Annotated in this window: 18 protein-coding genes; 11 read left to right on the top strand and 7 right to left on the bottom strand. The window is 35.7% G+C overall.

Annotation, left to right across the window (positions count from 1 at the left end):
• The first annotated feature begins 101 nt into the window (after positions 1-101).
• Complete coding sequence (locus BM350_RS22115; protein WP_090919402.1) at positions 102-305, top strand: hypothetical protein; 204 nt, start codon at positions 102-104, stop codon at positions 303-305.
• A 36-nt stretch (positions 306-341) separates the two neighbouring features.
• Here the strand turns inward: BM350_RS22115 and BM350_RS22120 are convergent, their stop codons facing one another.
• From BM350_RS22120 to BM350_RS22130, 3 genes are all read right to left on the bottom strand, one after another.
• The gene (locus tag BM350_RS22120) at positions 342-1,028 is read right to left on the bottom strand and encodes an aspartate/glutamate racemase family protein (protein WP_090919400.1); all 687 of its coding nucleotides are present in this window, start codon (positions 1,026-1,028) and stop codon (positions 342-344) included.
• 357 nt (positions 1,029-1,385) lie between these two features.
• Positions 1,386-1,958, bottom strand: coding sequence for a tRNA 5-(aminomethyl)-2-thiouridylate-methyltransferase MnmM (locus BM350_RS22125; RefSeq protein ID WP_090919397.1), 573 nt, complete (start codon positions 1,956-1,958; stop codon positions 1,386-1,388).
• Complete coding sequence (locus tag BM350_RS22130; protein ID WP_090919395.1) at positions 1,955-2,914, bottom strand: tRNA modification radical SAM protein MnmL/YtqA; 960 nt, start codon at positions 2,912-2,914, stop codon at positions 1,955-1,957. Before BM350_RS22130 ends, BM350_RS22125 begins: the two co-directional genes overlap by 4 nt.
• A gap of 105 nt (positions 2,915-3,019) precedes the next feature.
• On the opposite strand from BM350_RS22130, the gene BM350_RS22135 reads away from it, so the two are divergent.
• From BM350_RS22135 to BM350_RS22170, 8 genes are all read left to right on the top strand, one after another.
• Positions 3,020-3,283 (top strand): YtzC family protein, encoded by a 264-nt coding sequence (locus BM350_RS22135; protein WP_090919392.1) that lies wholly within the window; start codon positions 3,020-3,022, stop codon positions 3,281-3,283.
• Between the two features lie 15 nt (positions 3,284-3,298).
• The gene (locus BM350_RS22140) at positions 3,299-3,448 is read left to right on the top strand and encodes a hypothetical protein (protein ID WP_003208774.1); all 150 of its coding nucleotides are present in this window, start codon (positions 3,299-3,301) and stop codon (positions 3,446-3,448) included.
• A gap of 114 nt (positions 3,449-3,562) precedes the next feature.
• The gene (locus tag BM350_RS22145; protein ID WP_090919390.1) at positions 3,563-3,925 is read left to right on the top strand and encodes a VOC family protein; all 363 of its coding nucleotides are present in this window, start codon (positions 3,563-3,565) and stop codon (positions 3,923-3,925) included.
• A 256-nt stretch (positions 3,926-4,181) separates the two neighbouring features.
• Entirely contained in the window at positions 4,182-4,943 is a 762-nt protein-coding gene (locus BM350_RS22150) for an ABC transporter ATP-binding protein (RefSeq protein ID WP_090919387.1), read from the top strand.
• Positions 4,944-4,959: 16 nt separating this feature from the next.
• Positions 4,960-6,813: an FtsX-like permease family protein gene (locus BM350_RS22155; protein WP_090919384.1), complete on the top strand. Its 1,854-nt coding sequence runs from the start codon at positions 4,960-4,962 to the stop codon at positions 6,811-6,813.
• Positions 6,814-6,931: 118 nt separating this feature from the next.
• Complete coding sequence (locus BM350_RS22160) at positions 6,932-7,375, top strand: hypothetical protein (RefSeq protein ID WP_090919381.1); 444 nt, start codon at positions 6,932-6,934, stop codon at positions 7,373-7,375.
• 675 nt (positions 7,376-8,050) lie between these two features.
• Positions 8,051-10,687, top strand: a complete 2,637-nt coding sequence (locus tag BM350_RS22165) for a collagenase ColA (protein ID WP_090919378.1) — start codon at positions 8,051-8,053, stop codon at positions 10,685-10,687.
• Between the two features lie 152 nt (positions 10,688-10,839).
• Positions 10,840-11,367: an isochorismatase family protein gene (locus tag BM350_RS22170; protein WP_090919375.1), complete on the top strand. Its 528-nt coding sequence runs from the start codon at positions 10,840-10,842 to the stop codon at positions 11,365-11,367.
• Positions 11,368-11,405: 38 nt separating this feature from the next.
• On the opposite strand, the gene BM350_RS22175 is transcribed toward BM350_RS22170, so the two are convergent.
• From BM350_RS22175 to BM350_RS22190, 4 genes are all read right to left on the bottom strand, one after another.
• Entirely contained in the window at positions 11,406-11,594 is a 189-nt protein-coding gene (locus BM350_RS22175; protein ID WP_090919372.1) for a hypothetical protein, read from the bottom strand.
• A 24-nt stretch (positions 11,595-11,618) separates the two neighbouring features.
• Positions 11,619-12,020 (bottom strand): hypothetical protein, encoded by a 402-nt coding sequence (locus tag BM350_RS22180; RefSeq protein WP_090919369.1) that lies wholly within the window; start codon positions 12,018-12,020, stop codon positions 11,619-11,621.
• A gap of 29 nt (positions 12,021-12,049) precedes the next feature.
• Positions 12,050-12,580, bottom strand: coding sequence for a DUF6584 family protein (locus BM350_RS22185; protein WP_090919366.1), 531 nt, complete (start codon positions 12,578-12,580; stop codon positions 12,050-12,052).
• Positions 12,581-12,711: 131 nt separating this feature from the next.
• Positions 12,712-13,140 (bottom strand): DUF5412 domain-containing protein, encoded by a 429-nt coding sequence (locus BM350_RS22190; protein WP_090919363.1) that lies wholly within the window; start codon positions 13,138-13,140, stop codon positions 12,712-12,714.
• A 653-nt stretch (positions 13,141-13,793) separates the two neighbouring features.
• Between BM350_RS22190 and BM350_RS22200 the strand changes: the two genes are divergently transcribed.
• Together BM350_RS22200 and BM350_RS22205 are read left to right on the top strand one after the other, a co-directional pair.
• A complete protein-coding gene (locus BM350_RS22200; RefSeq protein ID WP_090920244.1) occupies positions 13,794-14,339 on the top strand; it encodes an RNA polymerase sigma factor SigX in 546 nt (181 codons plus the stop codon).
• A 3-nt stretch (positions 14,340-14,342) separates the two neighbouring features.
• Positions 14,343-15,518 (top strand): anti-sigma factor family protein, encoded by a 1,176-nt coding sequence (locus tag BM350_RS22205; RefSeq protein WP_090920247.1) that lies wholly within the window; start codon positions 14,343-14,345, stop codon positions 15,516-15,518.
• Positions 15,519-15,548: the final 30 nt, after the last annotated feature.

The raw sequence follows: 15,548 nt of genomic DNA on the forward strand, positions 1-15,548 counted from the left end.
TAAGCAAAATGCAAATGGACTAAAATATGATACCGAAGATTGTCATGAATTCACTTCTTTTTTTCTATTATATGGTAAAATGTAAATACGGAGGTGCTAAGATGAAGAATTTCTTTAAAAAGTTATATGATAATATCGAAGTTTCGTTATTAGTGTGCCTTTCTATTTCATTTGTACTTGGCATTTATAATATGCTGATAAAAGCAGGTGGGCCAACAACTGTAGATTACATCATGCAGGCGGTATTAGCAGTTATTATTATTGTGGATATTTGGTTTTTAAAACATCAGGAAGAAACGAATTAAGGAGCGCTCATATTTTTGTATGAGGGCTCCTTTTGTTCAATTAGATTTTTGATGAGATAAATACTTGTTTACAATAGCTTTGGCAAGACATGTAGAGGAATCTACAAAGTGAAGATTATTTTGCTCTGTCTCTAGTACGACATTCAAATCTGTACATGCTATGACAACAGCATCGACAGTTTCAGCTAATTCTGAGCATAGTGTATTCCACGATTGACTTGCTTCGTTTATTTGTCCTATTTTTATTTTATATATAATTTGATTGATAGCAGTTTGCCAGCCATTTTTTTGAATATATTCTATACCACGTTTCAAAAATTCCTCTTGATATATACCAGATTGAACGGTAGCATCAGTTGCTAAAAGAGATACTTTTTGAATGTGAGCAGGAATTTCTTTTAGTGTTTCATCCACCATATTTAATACTGGGGTTGAGAGGGATTCCTGCATTTGATCAAAATAAAGATGTGCCGTATTACATGGCATAGCGATAAAATCGACACCCGTACTTTCGAGTTTTTGTGCGCCATTTATAATTGCTCTTTCCATATCTTCATGATTAATGGCCTTATTGATATAGAAAGGTGTTGGACATGAGTAAATCATCATATGAGGAAAGTCCATGTCATCTTTCGCGCCGTAAATTTCTTGGCATTGTTTTACTATGTTATCAACGAATGGTCCAGTAGATTTTGGCCCCATCCCTGCTAGTATTCCAATCATAGCTGTTCATCCCCTTTGTTTTAATTCGAATATAGAAATTCTTGTTTCGTATGAAAGAATCCTTCTTAGACAATAAAAAATACGCGCAGTATGCACGTATTTTTGTAGGTGTATTCATGTTGTAATTTGTCGAAGGATCTTTATCCTGTGTCGAAGCGCCGATATATTTCAAAAGTCGCCGATATATGGTGAAAAACGGTCGATATATCGAGAAAAGCGCCGATATATTGGCCAGGCGCTTTATCCCGCATTAACGGGCAGTAAAGTGGGTATGCACGGGGAAGAAAACTGCCCGTAAAAGCCCGCTTGGGCGGGCTTTCCATCAGTGAGAAAAGCGTCACTTATGGAAGTTTCACTTTATCTTTTTTCAATCGCAATAATAAACGGCGGGTTATTTTGTTGGTTCATAAATTCGTACTTTAGTACGTGTGCTTCTTTTTGATCTAGCTGCCCGGCAAATTTGACAACGGCATCGCGTTCTATTTGTCCTTCAGGATGTCCGTGATAAATGACAAGAATGATAATTCCTTCTGGTGCCATAACTTCTAATAACTGCTGCAAGGCAGAAAGAGTTGAGTTTGGTTTTGTGACGATGCTTTTATCACCGCCAGGAAGATAGCCTAAGTTAAAGATAGCTCCTGTTACTTTTCCTTTTGCGTCTTCTGGTAATACGGCTGTTAATGTATCGTGGCTATCATGAATAAGAACGGCACGCTCAGTCAGTCCTTTTTCTTGTAGCCGTGTGCTTGAATTGGTAATTGCTTCTTCTTGAATATCGAAGCCAAATACTTTTCCATTCTCGCCGACAAGCTCTGCTAAAAAGCACGTATCATGTCCGTTGCCTAGCGTTGCATCAACAGCGTAATCTCCTTCCTTTACCGCTCGCTCTAGCAGCGTGCGGGCAAAAGGTAAGATGCGTTCTAACTTCATACTGTTTTCACCTCGTTTGCATATTTGCCTTGCCAGCTACCGCGGCGTACAAATTCAGCATCGATTGCATTTAATACTTCCCACTTGTTCAAGCTCCACATCGGACCGATCATTAGGTCTGGCGGACCGTCACCTGTGATGCGATGTACGATGACATCTGATGGGATGATTTCAAGCTGGTCGACAACGAGATTTACGTAATCTTCAAGAGATAGAAATTGTAATTGTCCTTTTTCGTATTGTTTCACCATAGGCGTTCCTTTTAATAAGTGCAGCAAATGAATTTTAATCCCTTGAATATCAAGTTTTGCGACTGCGCGTGCTGTTTCCATCATCATGTCATAGTCTTCAAGCGGGAGACCGTTAATGATGTGTGAGCACACGTTAATGTTATGCTTACGAAGTTTATTTATACCTTCTACATAAGAAGGATAATCGTGAGCGCGGTTAATCAAAAGCGCTGTACGTTCATGTACGGTTTGTAAGCCAAGCTCGATCCAAAGGTACGTACGCTTATTTAGATCAGCTAAATATTCGACAACATCATCAGGTAAGCAGTCTGGCCGGGTAGCGATAGAAAGACCGACAACGCCTTCTTCTTTTAAAAGTGGTTCAAATTTTTCTTTTAACACCTCAACAGGAGCGTGTGTATTCGTATAAGCTTGGAAATAGGCAATACACTTACCATCTTTCCATTTCGTATGCATTTTTTCTTTCATTTCATGATATTGCGTAACAACATCATCACGGCGGTCACCGGCAAAGTCTCCGGAACCAGACGCACTACAAAATGTACAGCCCCCATATGCAACTGTGCCATCACGGTTTGGGCAGTCAAATCCAGCATCTAAAGAAACTTTAAAGATTTTCTCGCCGAAATGCCTGCGTAGATGGTAGTTCCACGTATGGTAACGTTTATTGTCATTTGAATATGGGAAAGGATTTTGGACTTTCATAGTTATTCCTCCTCAAAGATATGAGCAAAAATCATTATAACATACTCATAAGGTTCATATAGAACGGACAAGCTAAAGGAGAAATATTGGTAAGGAGGGACAATCATGGCAGAGCGTGAATCACTGGAAGCGTGCATCCAAAATGCACATCAAGCAATGGAATATGCAAAAGAACAATTGGACATTGGAATGAGACAAGAGCATTACAATAAAATGAACTATTCTGATGCGCAGCTTCAATTAGAACAAGCTTACAATGAAATGCAAACGATGCAGCACTATGCAAATGATGAACAACGTGAACAACTAAATCGTGCGCGTATGGCAATAAGGCAATTACAACACCAAATGATTATTACACCGCATTAATAAGGAGCGATAAGGATGGCAAAGCGTTCAGATCAAAATAACCCAGAGCAAAAAACACAAAACGGACATAACGCTGAGTTTTCAAATGAATTAGATCCAGTAGTACAAGCAAAGCAAAGAAATCGTAAAAAAGGCCAACCACAAAAATCAAAGCAATCAGAATAAACCAGGTCGAAATATGACCTGGTTTTATTTCTTATGGAAATTTGCTTTCTTTTTCATACGTACGAGAGATGTATTATAATAATGCTCGAATATCACAGAGCGGAGGAATGTAACATGATTGCACATATCGGCACAGTAGCCGTGTACGTAGATGACCAGCAAAAGGCACTACAATTTTGGACAGAGAAAGCGGGATTTGAAGTATACCGTAATGATCCAATGGGGCCAAATGCAAGTTGGATTGAAGTAGGACCGAAAGATACACGTTCTCACCTAGTTATTTATCCAAAATCAATGATGAAAAATGCAAATGAACTAAAAGCATCGATTGTATTTGTAACGGAAAATATGGCAGATACATATGAAACAATGAAGAAAAATGATGTGGAATTTATACAAGAGCCAAATGAAATGGCATGGGGGACATTTGCCATTTTTAAAGATAACGAAGGTAATGAGTTTGTTTTAAAAGGATAAAATGAAAGAAGCTGAGCTTATATGAGCCCAGCTTCTTTTATGTTCGTTATGGTAAAATAATGTAACTTTATTATGTGAAATGAAAATGTATATCTTAAAATAACAAGCGGCTCCATATGCTACGTGTTTACATGTAACATATGGAGCCGTTTATGCATCTTACAAAATTGTAAGATAAATGTAAGTTTAATCAATGGCAGGAAATGCTTTAAAAGAGCAAAATAGGAAAAGGAAAACAAAGCACAGGAGGGTTTATATGAAAACACCAGTTGTAGACGTAAAGAATGTTCAAAAAGTATACGGTAAAAAAGGTGAAAGTCAATCACATGCATTAAAGGGCGTATCATTCTCCATTCAAGAAGGTGAATTTGTTGGGATTATGGGACCTTCTGGTTCTGGAAAAACAACATTATTGAATGTTATTTCAACATTAGATAAAGCGACGAACGGCGTTGTTGAAATTGCAGGTACAGATATTACGAAAATGAAGCAGGGGGAATTATCTGATTTCCGTTCACAAAAATTAGGCTTCATATTTCAAGACTTTAACTTACTAGAAAACCTATCAATTTATGAAAATATTGCATTGCCTCTTTCACTACAAGGCGTTCCTTCAAAAAAGATTGGACCGAAAGTAGAGAAGGTAGCGGAAATGCTAGGAATTTCAGAGATTCTTCAAAAATATCCATCTGAAGTATCTGGGGGACAAAAGCAACGTTCAGCGGCGGCACGTGCACTTGTACATGAACCAGCCATTATTTTAGGTGACGAGCCAACAGGAGCGCTGGATTCCAAAAACGCAACAAGTTTGTTAGATGCGATGACAAGCTTAAATGAAGAACAAGGTGTTTCTATTATGATGGTTACACATGATCCGTATAGTGCAAGTTATTGCCGACGTATTTTATTTATCCAAGATGGTGAGTTATATAAAGAAATTCACCGCAAGGGTACACGTGAAGAATTTTATAAAGAAATTTTAGATGTGCTGGCAGACTTAGGCACACAAAAAGCGTAAGAAAGGAGAGGCAGGCATGTTATTTAAGCTTTCCATGTCAGGACTGAAAAGTAAGCTGAAAGACTACATCGTCTTACTCGTTGGTCTTGTTATGTCAATTTCTATTTTTTATATGTTCCAAACGTTAGCACTAAATAAAGCGTTTATTGAAGCGAATTCTGTAATTAGTAGTATTCAATTCGTCTTCCATGCTGGTGCGGTACTATTAGCTATCATTACATTCTTCTACATTTTATATGCAAATTCTTTCTTACTATCACTTCGTCAAAAAGAATTTGGTATGTACATGATGCTAGGAGCGAAAAAACATAAGGTTACAATGCTTATGTTTATTGAAACAATTGTATTAGGAGCAGCATCTCTTGTAGTTGGTATTGCAGTTGGTGTAGGGCTAGCGCAAGGAATTGGTAAACTACTTATGCAGCAGCTTGAGTTTACTGCAGGTGGCTATCATGCGTTTTATGTCCCATCTATACTTGTTACATGTATTTTCTTCTTAGTACTATTTGTTTTATCAGCAATTATGAATAGTATCAAATTATCGCGTATTACGGTTCTGCAACTGGTTCATGCAGATTCTAAAACGGATCGTGTTTCTAAAGCAGGAATAAAGACTGTTATAGCTGCATTCGTTGGAATTATTCTGTTAGCAATCGGCTATGCTTCTATGGTTTACATGGACAAGTTGGCGCAAATGGGAATTATTATAGCATTAATTACTGTAACGTCCGGAACTTACATGTTATTTGGAACATTCCTTCCGCTTATTATTAAAAAGCTTAAAAGTAATAAAAAGGTTACTGAAAAAGGACTTAATGCCTTTACATTTGCACAATTAAATTTCCGTATCAATAGCTTAACAAAGGTATTAGCGACAGTAGCAATGTTAGTTGCGCTTGGAGCAGGTGCGATTTCTGGCGGTATGGCATTTAAAAATAATGTTATGTTTACTGTAGATGGTTTGGCAATTTATGATGTTGCAATTCATAACCCAACAGCCGAAGAAAAGAAAATTTTAGATGGTATTGCATTTAAAGAGAAAAATGAATATCGTTATAAAATAGATGATAAATATGTGTATTATTTAAAAGAAGATTTAGAGAAAAATCGTCCTTTAGTACAAGATTTAAAAGTTTTTAAAGGGATGAAAGATATCGGTAAAGTGAAACGAGCTTCTGAAGAACTGCCAGTAGGTGCGATTTCGAGTTCCAGTCAAGAAAAATCTGATAATGTGATTCCAAAAGAGTGGGATCAGGCATTAAGCACGATTCATCTATCTTATGTATCCTCCAATCAAACAATCAAAATTGTAGACCAAAAAATGTATGATGGTTTGCAAGGCAAAGAGGGTGTTGCATTAATTGGAAAAGTAGATGATTTCTTAACATATAAAAAAGAATGGGAAAAAATTGACGAGTTGCAGCTAGCTAAATATAAAAATGTAAAAGAAAATTCCTTGCAAAGTAAGAACCAATTTTATACTGGATTTTATGGCATTGCAAGCGGAACAGTATTTATGGGATTCTTCTTAGGAATTGCGTTCCTAGCAATGATGGCAAGTTGTTTAATGTTTAAAATTCTTTCAGGAGCATCAAGCGATATTACACGTTACCAAATGCTTCGCAAAATTGGTGTTCGCCGTGAATTATTAACGAAGTCAATTTACAAAGAGTTATTCTTAGTATTCCTATTCCCAGGAATTGTAGGGATTGTCCACGTATTAGTTGGTATGAACATCTTCTCGTTCATTTTAATTAATCCTTATTTCCGTGTATGGCTTCCAATCTTGATTTTCGTAGTCATTTATATGATCTATTATTTTATTACCGTTCAATTGTATAAAGGAATTGTTCTTCCGAAAGAGGAATAGAATTTGGGAAATACCGAGCGGTGGTGCTCGGTATTTTTTTTATATCCACAAGAATGATTTAACTTAGTAAATCTGTTATAAAGTTTTTTTGTGTTACGATTATACGAGGGGGGAGAAAATGAATAAGAAAAAAATAGTATTCGGATTATTATTTATATTCGTTCCTTTATTTATATATATCTTTTTAATAGAGCATGAAGATAAAGTAGCGCTAACACCTGATATGATATCAAAGGTGCAATATTTAGAAACAGATTCGGTTGCCGAGGGTATGATTACAGATGGTGGGAAAGATGCGAGAGATGTATTTCAAAAGTTAACGAGTTCAAAAAAGGTGGTAACACAAAAAGAATTTTTTAAGAAGAGATTTTTTGAACAATCTTCGCACCGTAAAATTGATTTTGTGTTAGATGATGGGAAAAGAATTACATTTAATGTAGTATTGTTTAGCGTTGAACCATACTATGCCGAAGCTTATGTTCAATGTGTTGGAAACAAAACGATCTATCACTTAAATAAAGAAGATGCAACAGATATAGGAATGCAATTTGTTAATCGATAATTTGCTAATCTTAAAAAGCACTTGTGAAATTTTCAAAAGTGCTTTTTGTCTTTCAGAAAAATGAATAAGGATTTGATACACAAATCCCCCCTTATTAAGCTGGATTGCTTGATAAGGGGGGACGCTAACAAAGAAAGAGTAGGAGAAACACAAGCATGGAAGTGAACAGTAAAACGGTTAAAAAACTTAATTTTCGGAAAATTATAAAGCTGAAGGGTTTTTTCGTTTTACTCTTTCTTTATGATATGAGTGTATCATTAAAAATAAAATGAATCAACGAAAAAAAGACAATATTCTTATTAATTCGACATTTTTCGATAGTTGCTATAATTTTTATTCGTAACATAACAAGTAACTTCAGAATGTTTTTGATTTGAAGGGGATTTTATGTCAAATAATTTATACATGACTAAATTATTGGTGTATAAATTATTAGATTGTTCTAATAAAAATGCATTTTTTCTGTGGGATTTAATATTGGCACGCTTCTTGCTTATCTGAAATATGGAGGGGGGAATTTAGCAGTAGCTGTAATAAGAGAATACTTATTAAAAATATTGGCCACTGATTTTACAGGTATCAATGAAGATGACGTTGTCTAGTAAAGGTATATGAAAGGGAGTTTTGGTTAAAAAATTAAGAATTTTGACTATTTTAAAAAAAGGAGAAAATAGCATGGTGAAATACTCAAAATTTTATAAACTGATGCTTGGTGTTGGGCTTGTTACTATATCATGTAATGGCATGCAAATTCAAGCAGAGGCAAAAGAGAAAAATACGAAGAATGTATTACAAATGGAGCCGGTAGGATTAAAGAAATCCGTTGATGAGTTAGCGCACTCTTCGAACGTACAAGAAAGTCCATCTTTTACAAAACGGTTAAAGTTAGCAGATTTATCGCAGCGTCCGCCGGCACCAAAAGAGGATGCTAAACAGCTGGCTGAAGAAAAAAAATATTCGATGGCTGAATTAAATCAATTAAGCAACAAACAATTAGCCGATCTTCTTGTTACGATTCAATGGTATCAAATTCCGGAATTATTTCAGTTTAATAGTGATAGCCTGAAGTTCTATCAAGATGATAGCCGGATGCAAGCGCTTATTGATAAACTAGCAGAACAAGGCCAAGCGTATACGCAGGACGATTCAAAAGGAATTGAGACATTAGTAGAAGTTATACGTTCGGGATTTTATTTAGGTTTTTATCATCAAGAATTAAGTAAATTAAGTGAACGCAGCTATCATGATAAATGTTTACCAGCTTTAAAAACAATTGCGAAGAACCCGAATTTTAAACTTGGTACAACAGAACAAAATAAAGTAATTTCGTCTTATGGAATGTTGATTGGAGGTGCGTCAGCTGATGTTGAAGTTATTCAATATGCAGGTGAAATCTTAAGACAATATAATGATAATCTTGCAACTTTTATTGAAGACTACACAAAAGGCAATGCTGTATATAATTTGATGAAAGAAATTGATTATGATGTTCAGTCGTATATGTATACTACGGGCAAAGAACCAAAAGATACGATGTGGTATAGGAATATTGATAGCTTTATTAATGAAATAAGTCGTTTTGCACTAATTGGTACGGTAACAGACAAAAACGGATGGTTAATTAATAACGGAATTTACTATGCTAGCCGATTTGGTAAGCTTCATAGTACACAAGCAAAAGGACAGCAAGTTGCAACAGAAGCGATGTGGATTTATCCATATTTAGGACAGCAATATTTTGTTGCGGTAGAACAAATTGTTACAAATTACGGTGGAGTAGATGCGAACGGAAAAACAGTAAATTTAGATCAAATTCGAGAAGATGGTAAGAAGAAATATTTGCCTAAAACCTATACGTATGATGACGGGGCAATCGTCTTTAAAGCGGGAGATAAAGTGACTGAGGATAAAATTAAACGTTTATACTGGGCGGCAAAAGAAGTACGCGCTCAATTTTATCGTACAGTTGGTAGCGATAAGGCGCTCGAGGGCGGACATGCTGATGATGTGTTAACAATGGTTATTTACAATAGTCCCGACGAATATCAATTTAACCGTCAATTGTATGGCTATGAAACGAATAATGGTGGTATTTACATTGAAGGAATCGGAACGTTCTTCACATATGAACGTACACCGCAGCAAAGTGTTTTTAGTTTGGAGGAATTGTTCCGTCATGAATTTACACACTATTTACAGGGAAGATATGAAGTTCCAGGGTTATGGGGACAAGGAGACATGTATCAAGATGAACGCTTGACTTGGTTTGAAGAAGGCAATGCGGAGTTCTTTGCAGGCTCAACGCGATTAGATAGCGTTGTACCACGAAAAAGTATGATTAACAGATTATCTAATGATCCAGCTAAACGATACACAGCGGAGCAAACATTATATGCAAAATACGGAACGTGGGATTTTTATAACTATTCGTTTGCATTGCAATCTTATATGTATAATAACCGCTCTGATATGTTCGATAAAGTGCATGATTTAATTCGTGCAAATGATGTCCCAGGTTACGATGCGTACCGCTCTGCATTAAGTAAGGATAATAAATTAAATGAAGACTACCAATCTTATATGCAAATGCTGATTGATAATCGGGATAAGTATACAATTCCGCAAGTATCAGATGATTATTTAGCAGAGCATAAACCGAAAGCGTTTTCTGAAGTTACAGCGGATATTACCAATGAAGCGAAGCTAACAAATGTGAAGGTAACAAAGAATAAATCACAATTCTTTAATACATTTACACTACAAGGAACGTATACAGGAAGTGCGTCAAAAGGAGAAACTGAGGACTGGAAGGCGATGAATCAAGCAACGAATGAGATGTTAAAACATCTTTCCGAAAAAGAGTGGAGCGGATATAAAACTTTAACTGCTTATTTTGTGAATTACCGTGTCAATGCGGCTGGACAATTTGAATATGATGTTGTGTTTAGCGGAGTGAATACTGAAGAAGATAATAGCGTAGAAAAAGAACCGAATGATTCATTTAATACAGCTAATCCACTATCTCTGAACACATTATTACGAGGTAGCCTAAATGATCAAGATCAAGTTGACCGGTTTGTTATTGATGTGAAGACAGCAAAAGATTTACAGATTACCGTTACGAATGAACAAAACCTTGGAATGAATTGGGTATTATATTCTGAATCAGACCTGAATAACTACGCCGCTTATGCAACAAAACGCGACGGAAATAAATTACTTGGAAATTATTATGCGAACCCAGGAAAATATTACTTGAGTGTATATAAATATAGCGGTGGAACGGGGAATTATACAGTAGAGGTAAAATAGTTGAAAGTAACAGTTAAAATCCCGCCAAGAGAAAAATAGTTTCTCTTGGCGGGATTTTACATTGTATCCTCATCATTATTTTATCAAAAGAATTACACAATTTGGTAATAAATGCTATAATAAAAAAGAAACGAATAGGGTGAAGAATAGTAATGAAACAAGCTTTAGTTGTCATTGACATGCAAGAAATTTTCTTTCTTGAACCGCAAAACTTTTTATATGATAAAGAACGTGTAGTTGAAAATATCAACGAATTAATTACGAAAGCTCACGAAAAAAATATTCCAGTTATCTTCATTCAACATACAGGTATAGAGGAAGCAGATGAAATGTTTGAAGGAAAAGATGGATGGCAATTACATAAGGGGCTAGCGAAAACTTCCTCAGATAAAGTGATTCAAAAAACAAAATGGGACGCATTTTATCAAACAGAACTATTCAACTACTTAAAAGAGAAAGAAATTGAGCAAATTATTTTTGCAGGAGCTCAAACTGAATTTTGTTTAGATACTACAATTCGAGCTGCTTATAGCTTAGGATACCAAAATAACCTTCTTGCTAGAAATACACATAGTACAATAACAAGTGCAGTATTAGAAGCAGAACAAATGATTAAGCATCATGAAAACATTTGGAATAACCGATTTTTAAAAATTGTCGAATTAGATACGGTACTATAAATAAAAGCTAGCAAACGATTTGTTTGCTAGCTTTTTTGTTAACGAGTGATATACATAATTGCAACAACAAAAATTAGTATAGCAACAAATCCTAGATTATCACCGATATCAAAGCTTTTCTTTTTCTGTTCTTTTTCTTCTTTTAAACTACGGACCTCATCTTTTAATTCATTGATAGATTCTTTCAACTCGTTAATTTCTTGTGTTAAATTAGGTGTATTATCCATTCTACTCTCTCTTTTCTTTTTTATTTATCCTAAACTTCCACCTGGTAAAGAAACATGAAAATTATCCCCTATATTTAACTGCCAGCCTTCAAAAAAGCTACTATCATGAAAGATATCTAAAAAGACATTTTCGTCAAATTCAATTGTTAAATCGGAAATTGGTGAAAAATGATGTATCTTTTGTACTTTCCGATTTAGTAGTAATTTTCTTGCGATTTTGCGAAATCTAGATCCATCCGAATTTGTAAGTTCATAGTCTGGTTTTCCTACTTGCACCTCACGATGATTTCTTATACGCCACGCACATTCCACGGTTAAGCGCCCATCTTCAAATACGATGATAAGAGGAAGGTTTACTTCGGGGTTTATTTCTTTTACTGATTGACCAAGTAACTCTGAGAAATTGTGCTCACTTATATTTTGCATGCGTAGCCTCCTGTTCTAAGAATAAGTTATTAAAATATCCAATCAAAGACAGTATAAATACCAAGTAGAGCAAACAAAATGATTAATATAAGCGCCGAGATGCATCCAAAAGGAATGAGCTTATCTTGCCACGTTTCTTCATATTCTTCGATCATGCTTTCTTTTACTTTTTCTTGCAGAGAAGATGCGATAGGTTCAGAACATAACTTTTGAATTATTTCATTATCCCCTTTAAATTTTAAGGCTCTAGCTATCTGATTAGCGTTGTTCCCCATAGATTTCTCGAATAGTGAGCACGCCTCAATCATTTCAGGTGTTTTCTGCTCTTCTAAGTACCAATATCGACCAGCCATTGCGGGGTGTTGTAATTTGTAATAAACATCTCCTAGTTTCTTACGAATATCTAATGCATTAGGATAAGTGGAAATTAAGCCATGTAGTCGATCTCTTGCTTTTCCTAAATCATTATTTGTAATATCGTTTTCAATCTTTTTTAACGTTTTTTTAGGTATGGTGTTTATGGTATAATCCTCCTTTTTTATCCCACTATTCGTGGGCATTAATACTCCCACCTCAAAATTTAGCGAAAGCAAAGAAGTTAGGTGGGAGATAAACTGCCCGTAAAAGCCCGATTGGTGAGGGCTGATAATCAGTGGGGATGAAGAACCCCTCCACTGATTAAAGTTTCACTTTATTTCATAAATTGTTTAGGATATTCTCTCGTATAGTTTTTATCGTCACGCCAATCATATGTTTCTTGTTTCGGAATATGTAAAGTTTGATTTCCGATTTTAACTGTAGTTTCATCAATCCATTCAACGGTTGGATCGTTATCAGGATAATTCCAGTATATCGTTTTAGCAGAATTCGTTTTAAGATGGACCAATTCACCTCTAACGGCGTTTGCGCTTAATGATCCTCCATCATGAACATAAGTTTTCAGTTTATAATCTCCATTTGGAGATTCAATTGTTCGAATTAATTTTCCTGTTGGAACACCTTGCAAACTAAAAAACTTCCAATATACAAAGCCAGCTCCAATAATCAACATAGAAAGTAATACAATTCCTACTTTTCTCTTTGTTTTCTTGATTTCTCTTTGTGCTTTTTTAGTATCCATTTACTTCTCCTTTAAAAATAGTTATATGTATTTTATACCATTTTATGGAGAAATTCTATGTATAGCCAGGTGCTCTCGCCTCACTAAAACAGAAGATTTTTATGTCGTTATTTAGGTTTATATATATATTAATTTTTCGACATCTTTGTCTAGCTCTGCCTCCTAGTCCTGTCGGCTCCGCCTTTCTTTATGATCCAGCTCCAGCGGCTAGAACAGTCGGTGGCTTCGCGTCTTCCGCCGAGGCAAAAAGCGCCTCTATGTCAGAAGCTCCATCCCCCTCTTGTTCTGAGCGAGCCGCTTCCGCCTTTCTTTATAAGTTGCTGCTATGCAGAATAAAACATGACCTGTACTTGCTTCCTCCTTTTGTTTTAAACATTGCATGTGGTAGGAAAAGGCCCTGACCGTTTCTATGCGCAGCCAGATGCTCTCGTCCCCCTAAAAAGAAAGGAGGTTTTCATGTTGGTTTTTCAACTTATATATAGATTTGTGATTCTTAACAAAATATCTTAGAGGGCAAAGGATTAAAACAGATTTCAATACACGGTTATAATAAGGCTGAACCATTACAAGAAAATATTTTTTATTTTTTTGTCACAAATAACGAATTTGTGGTTTCTTTATAGTGACAGTAGCTAATAAGGAGGAAAAAACGAGTGGAGGTGAAAGCTTCATTGTTAAATATATATGAACAAGATTCAGTTTCAAATATACAGTTTCAAGATGTATTTAAACAATATTATGCTCACGTTGTGAGACAAATTATGCGGATTGTGCGAGATCAAGCAATTGCTGAGGATTTAGCGCAAGAAGTATTTTTGCAATTATATCATACAGAATGGAAACAGATTGAAAGTTTATCAGCATGGCTTGCAAAAGCATCCATTTATGCCGCATATAACTATTTGCGATCTGAAAAAAGGCATCAAGCAAGAATCGAAAAAGAAGCAAATTATAAGCAGTCAATTAGTAGTCCGTCATCGGAAGAACAATGTATTCAAAAAGAAGAAATTACTCGTGTACAAAGTACATTAAAAGAGATGGATGAGCGTGAACGAACCCTCTTATTAATGAAGTTTTCAGGGTTTCAATACAAAGAAATCGCAGAGGCTACTCAGATGGAAGTATCCTCGGTTGGAACACTGCTAGCACGAGCGAAAGCGAAATTCCGGAAAATGTATAGAGGGATAAAGGAGGAGTGACAAATGAAATGCCAAGATATTGGATTTATTCAGGCGTATTTAGATGGAGAGTTAAACCGCGATGAAAGAAAGCAATATATTCAGCATCTTGACCAATGTAAAGCATGTCAAAAGACGTTAGAAGAAGTGAGCAAGCTTAATCAATGGGTAGAAGTTGTAGTGGATGATGAATTCGCAAACGCTGGTCAAGAAGTTGATATCGATGTTGACCAAGCTTGGAAAACCTTTGAACAAAATATACAAAATCATAATACGAAAGAAACAAACAGTAAAGAAAGTAAAAAGAAGGGAAGATGGCATAATATGAAGAAATCATCTAAACGTTGGATTACCGGAGCAGCAGCAGCGGCAATTGTGTGTGTGTCTTTAACAGTTCCAGAAGTACGGGCAGGAGCAAGTAATTTGTTATCGATTTTTCGAGTAAAGGATGTGCAATTAGTTCAACTTACCGAGTCGGACTTACATGAAATTGAAGGATGGATCTCTCATATGGAAGAAGGAGAGAAGTCCATTAAAGGAATTGGGAAAATAGGAATCAAAGATAACGGAAGTAAAAAAGATGCTCATTTTCAGTCGGAACAGCAAGCAAGAGAAGCTGGATATGCTGTTCCAAAAGTACCAAATGGATACCATGTAACGAGTGTAGATACGAACCCGTCATTTATTATGCAATTTGAACTCGATACAGAAAAAGCTAATAAGTTGTTGAAACAACTACAGAGCAGTACGCAGTTTGAAAGTGCTTTGAATGGCAAGCAGTTTTCAATCACAGTTCCAGAATCAGTACGTACCCAAATAGATGTTGAGGGCAATCGAACATCAAGTGGTTTTTCTTATAATGTGATTGATGCACCAAAAATTTCTGTTCCAGAAGGTGTAGATGTTGCGAAATTACAAAAAACAGTTTTAGAGCTTCCGATTATTCCTGGGAATGTAAAAACACAGCTTGCAGGTATTCAAGATTGGACACATACATTGCCGATTCCTTATGTAGCAAAAGATGCAAAAGCATCAGAGACAAAGGTTCAAGGAGTGAAGGCGGTTTTATATAGTACGGATTATGAAAATGTGCTTGTTTGGGAAAAAGAAGGGAAATTGCATATGATCGAGCAACATAAAGAGCAGGGGAAAGATACGAATGCAAACGATCTTATTAAACTTGCAAATGAACTAAAATAATGATTGAACAAGAGCGGCTCCGCAAAAAGG

The sequence above is a fragment of the Bacillus sp. 103mf genome (assembly GCF_900116295.1).
Classification (GTDB): domain Bacteria; phylum Bacillota; class Bacilli; order Bacillales; family Bacillaceae_G; genus Bacillus_A; species Bacillus_A bruguierae.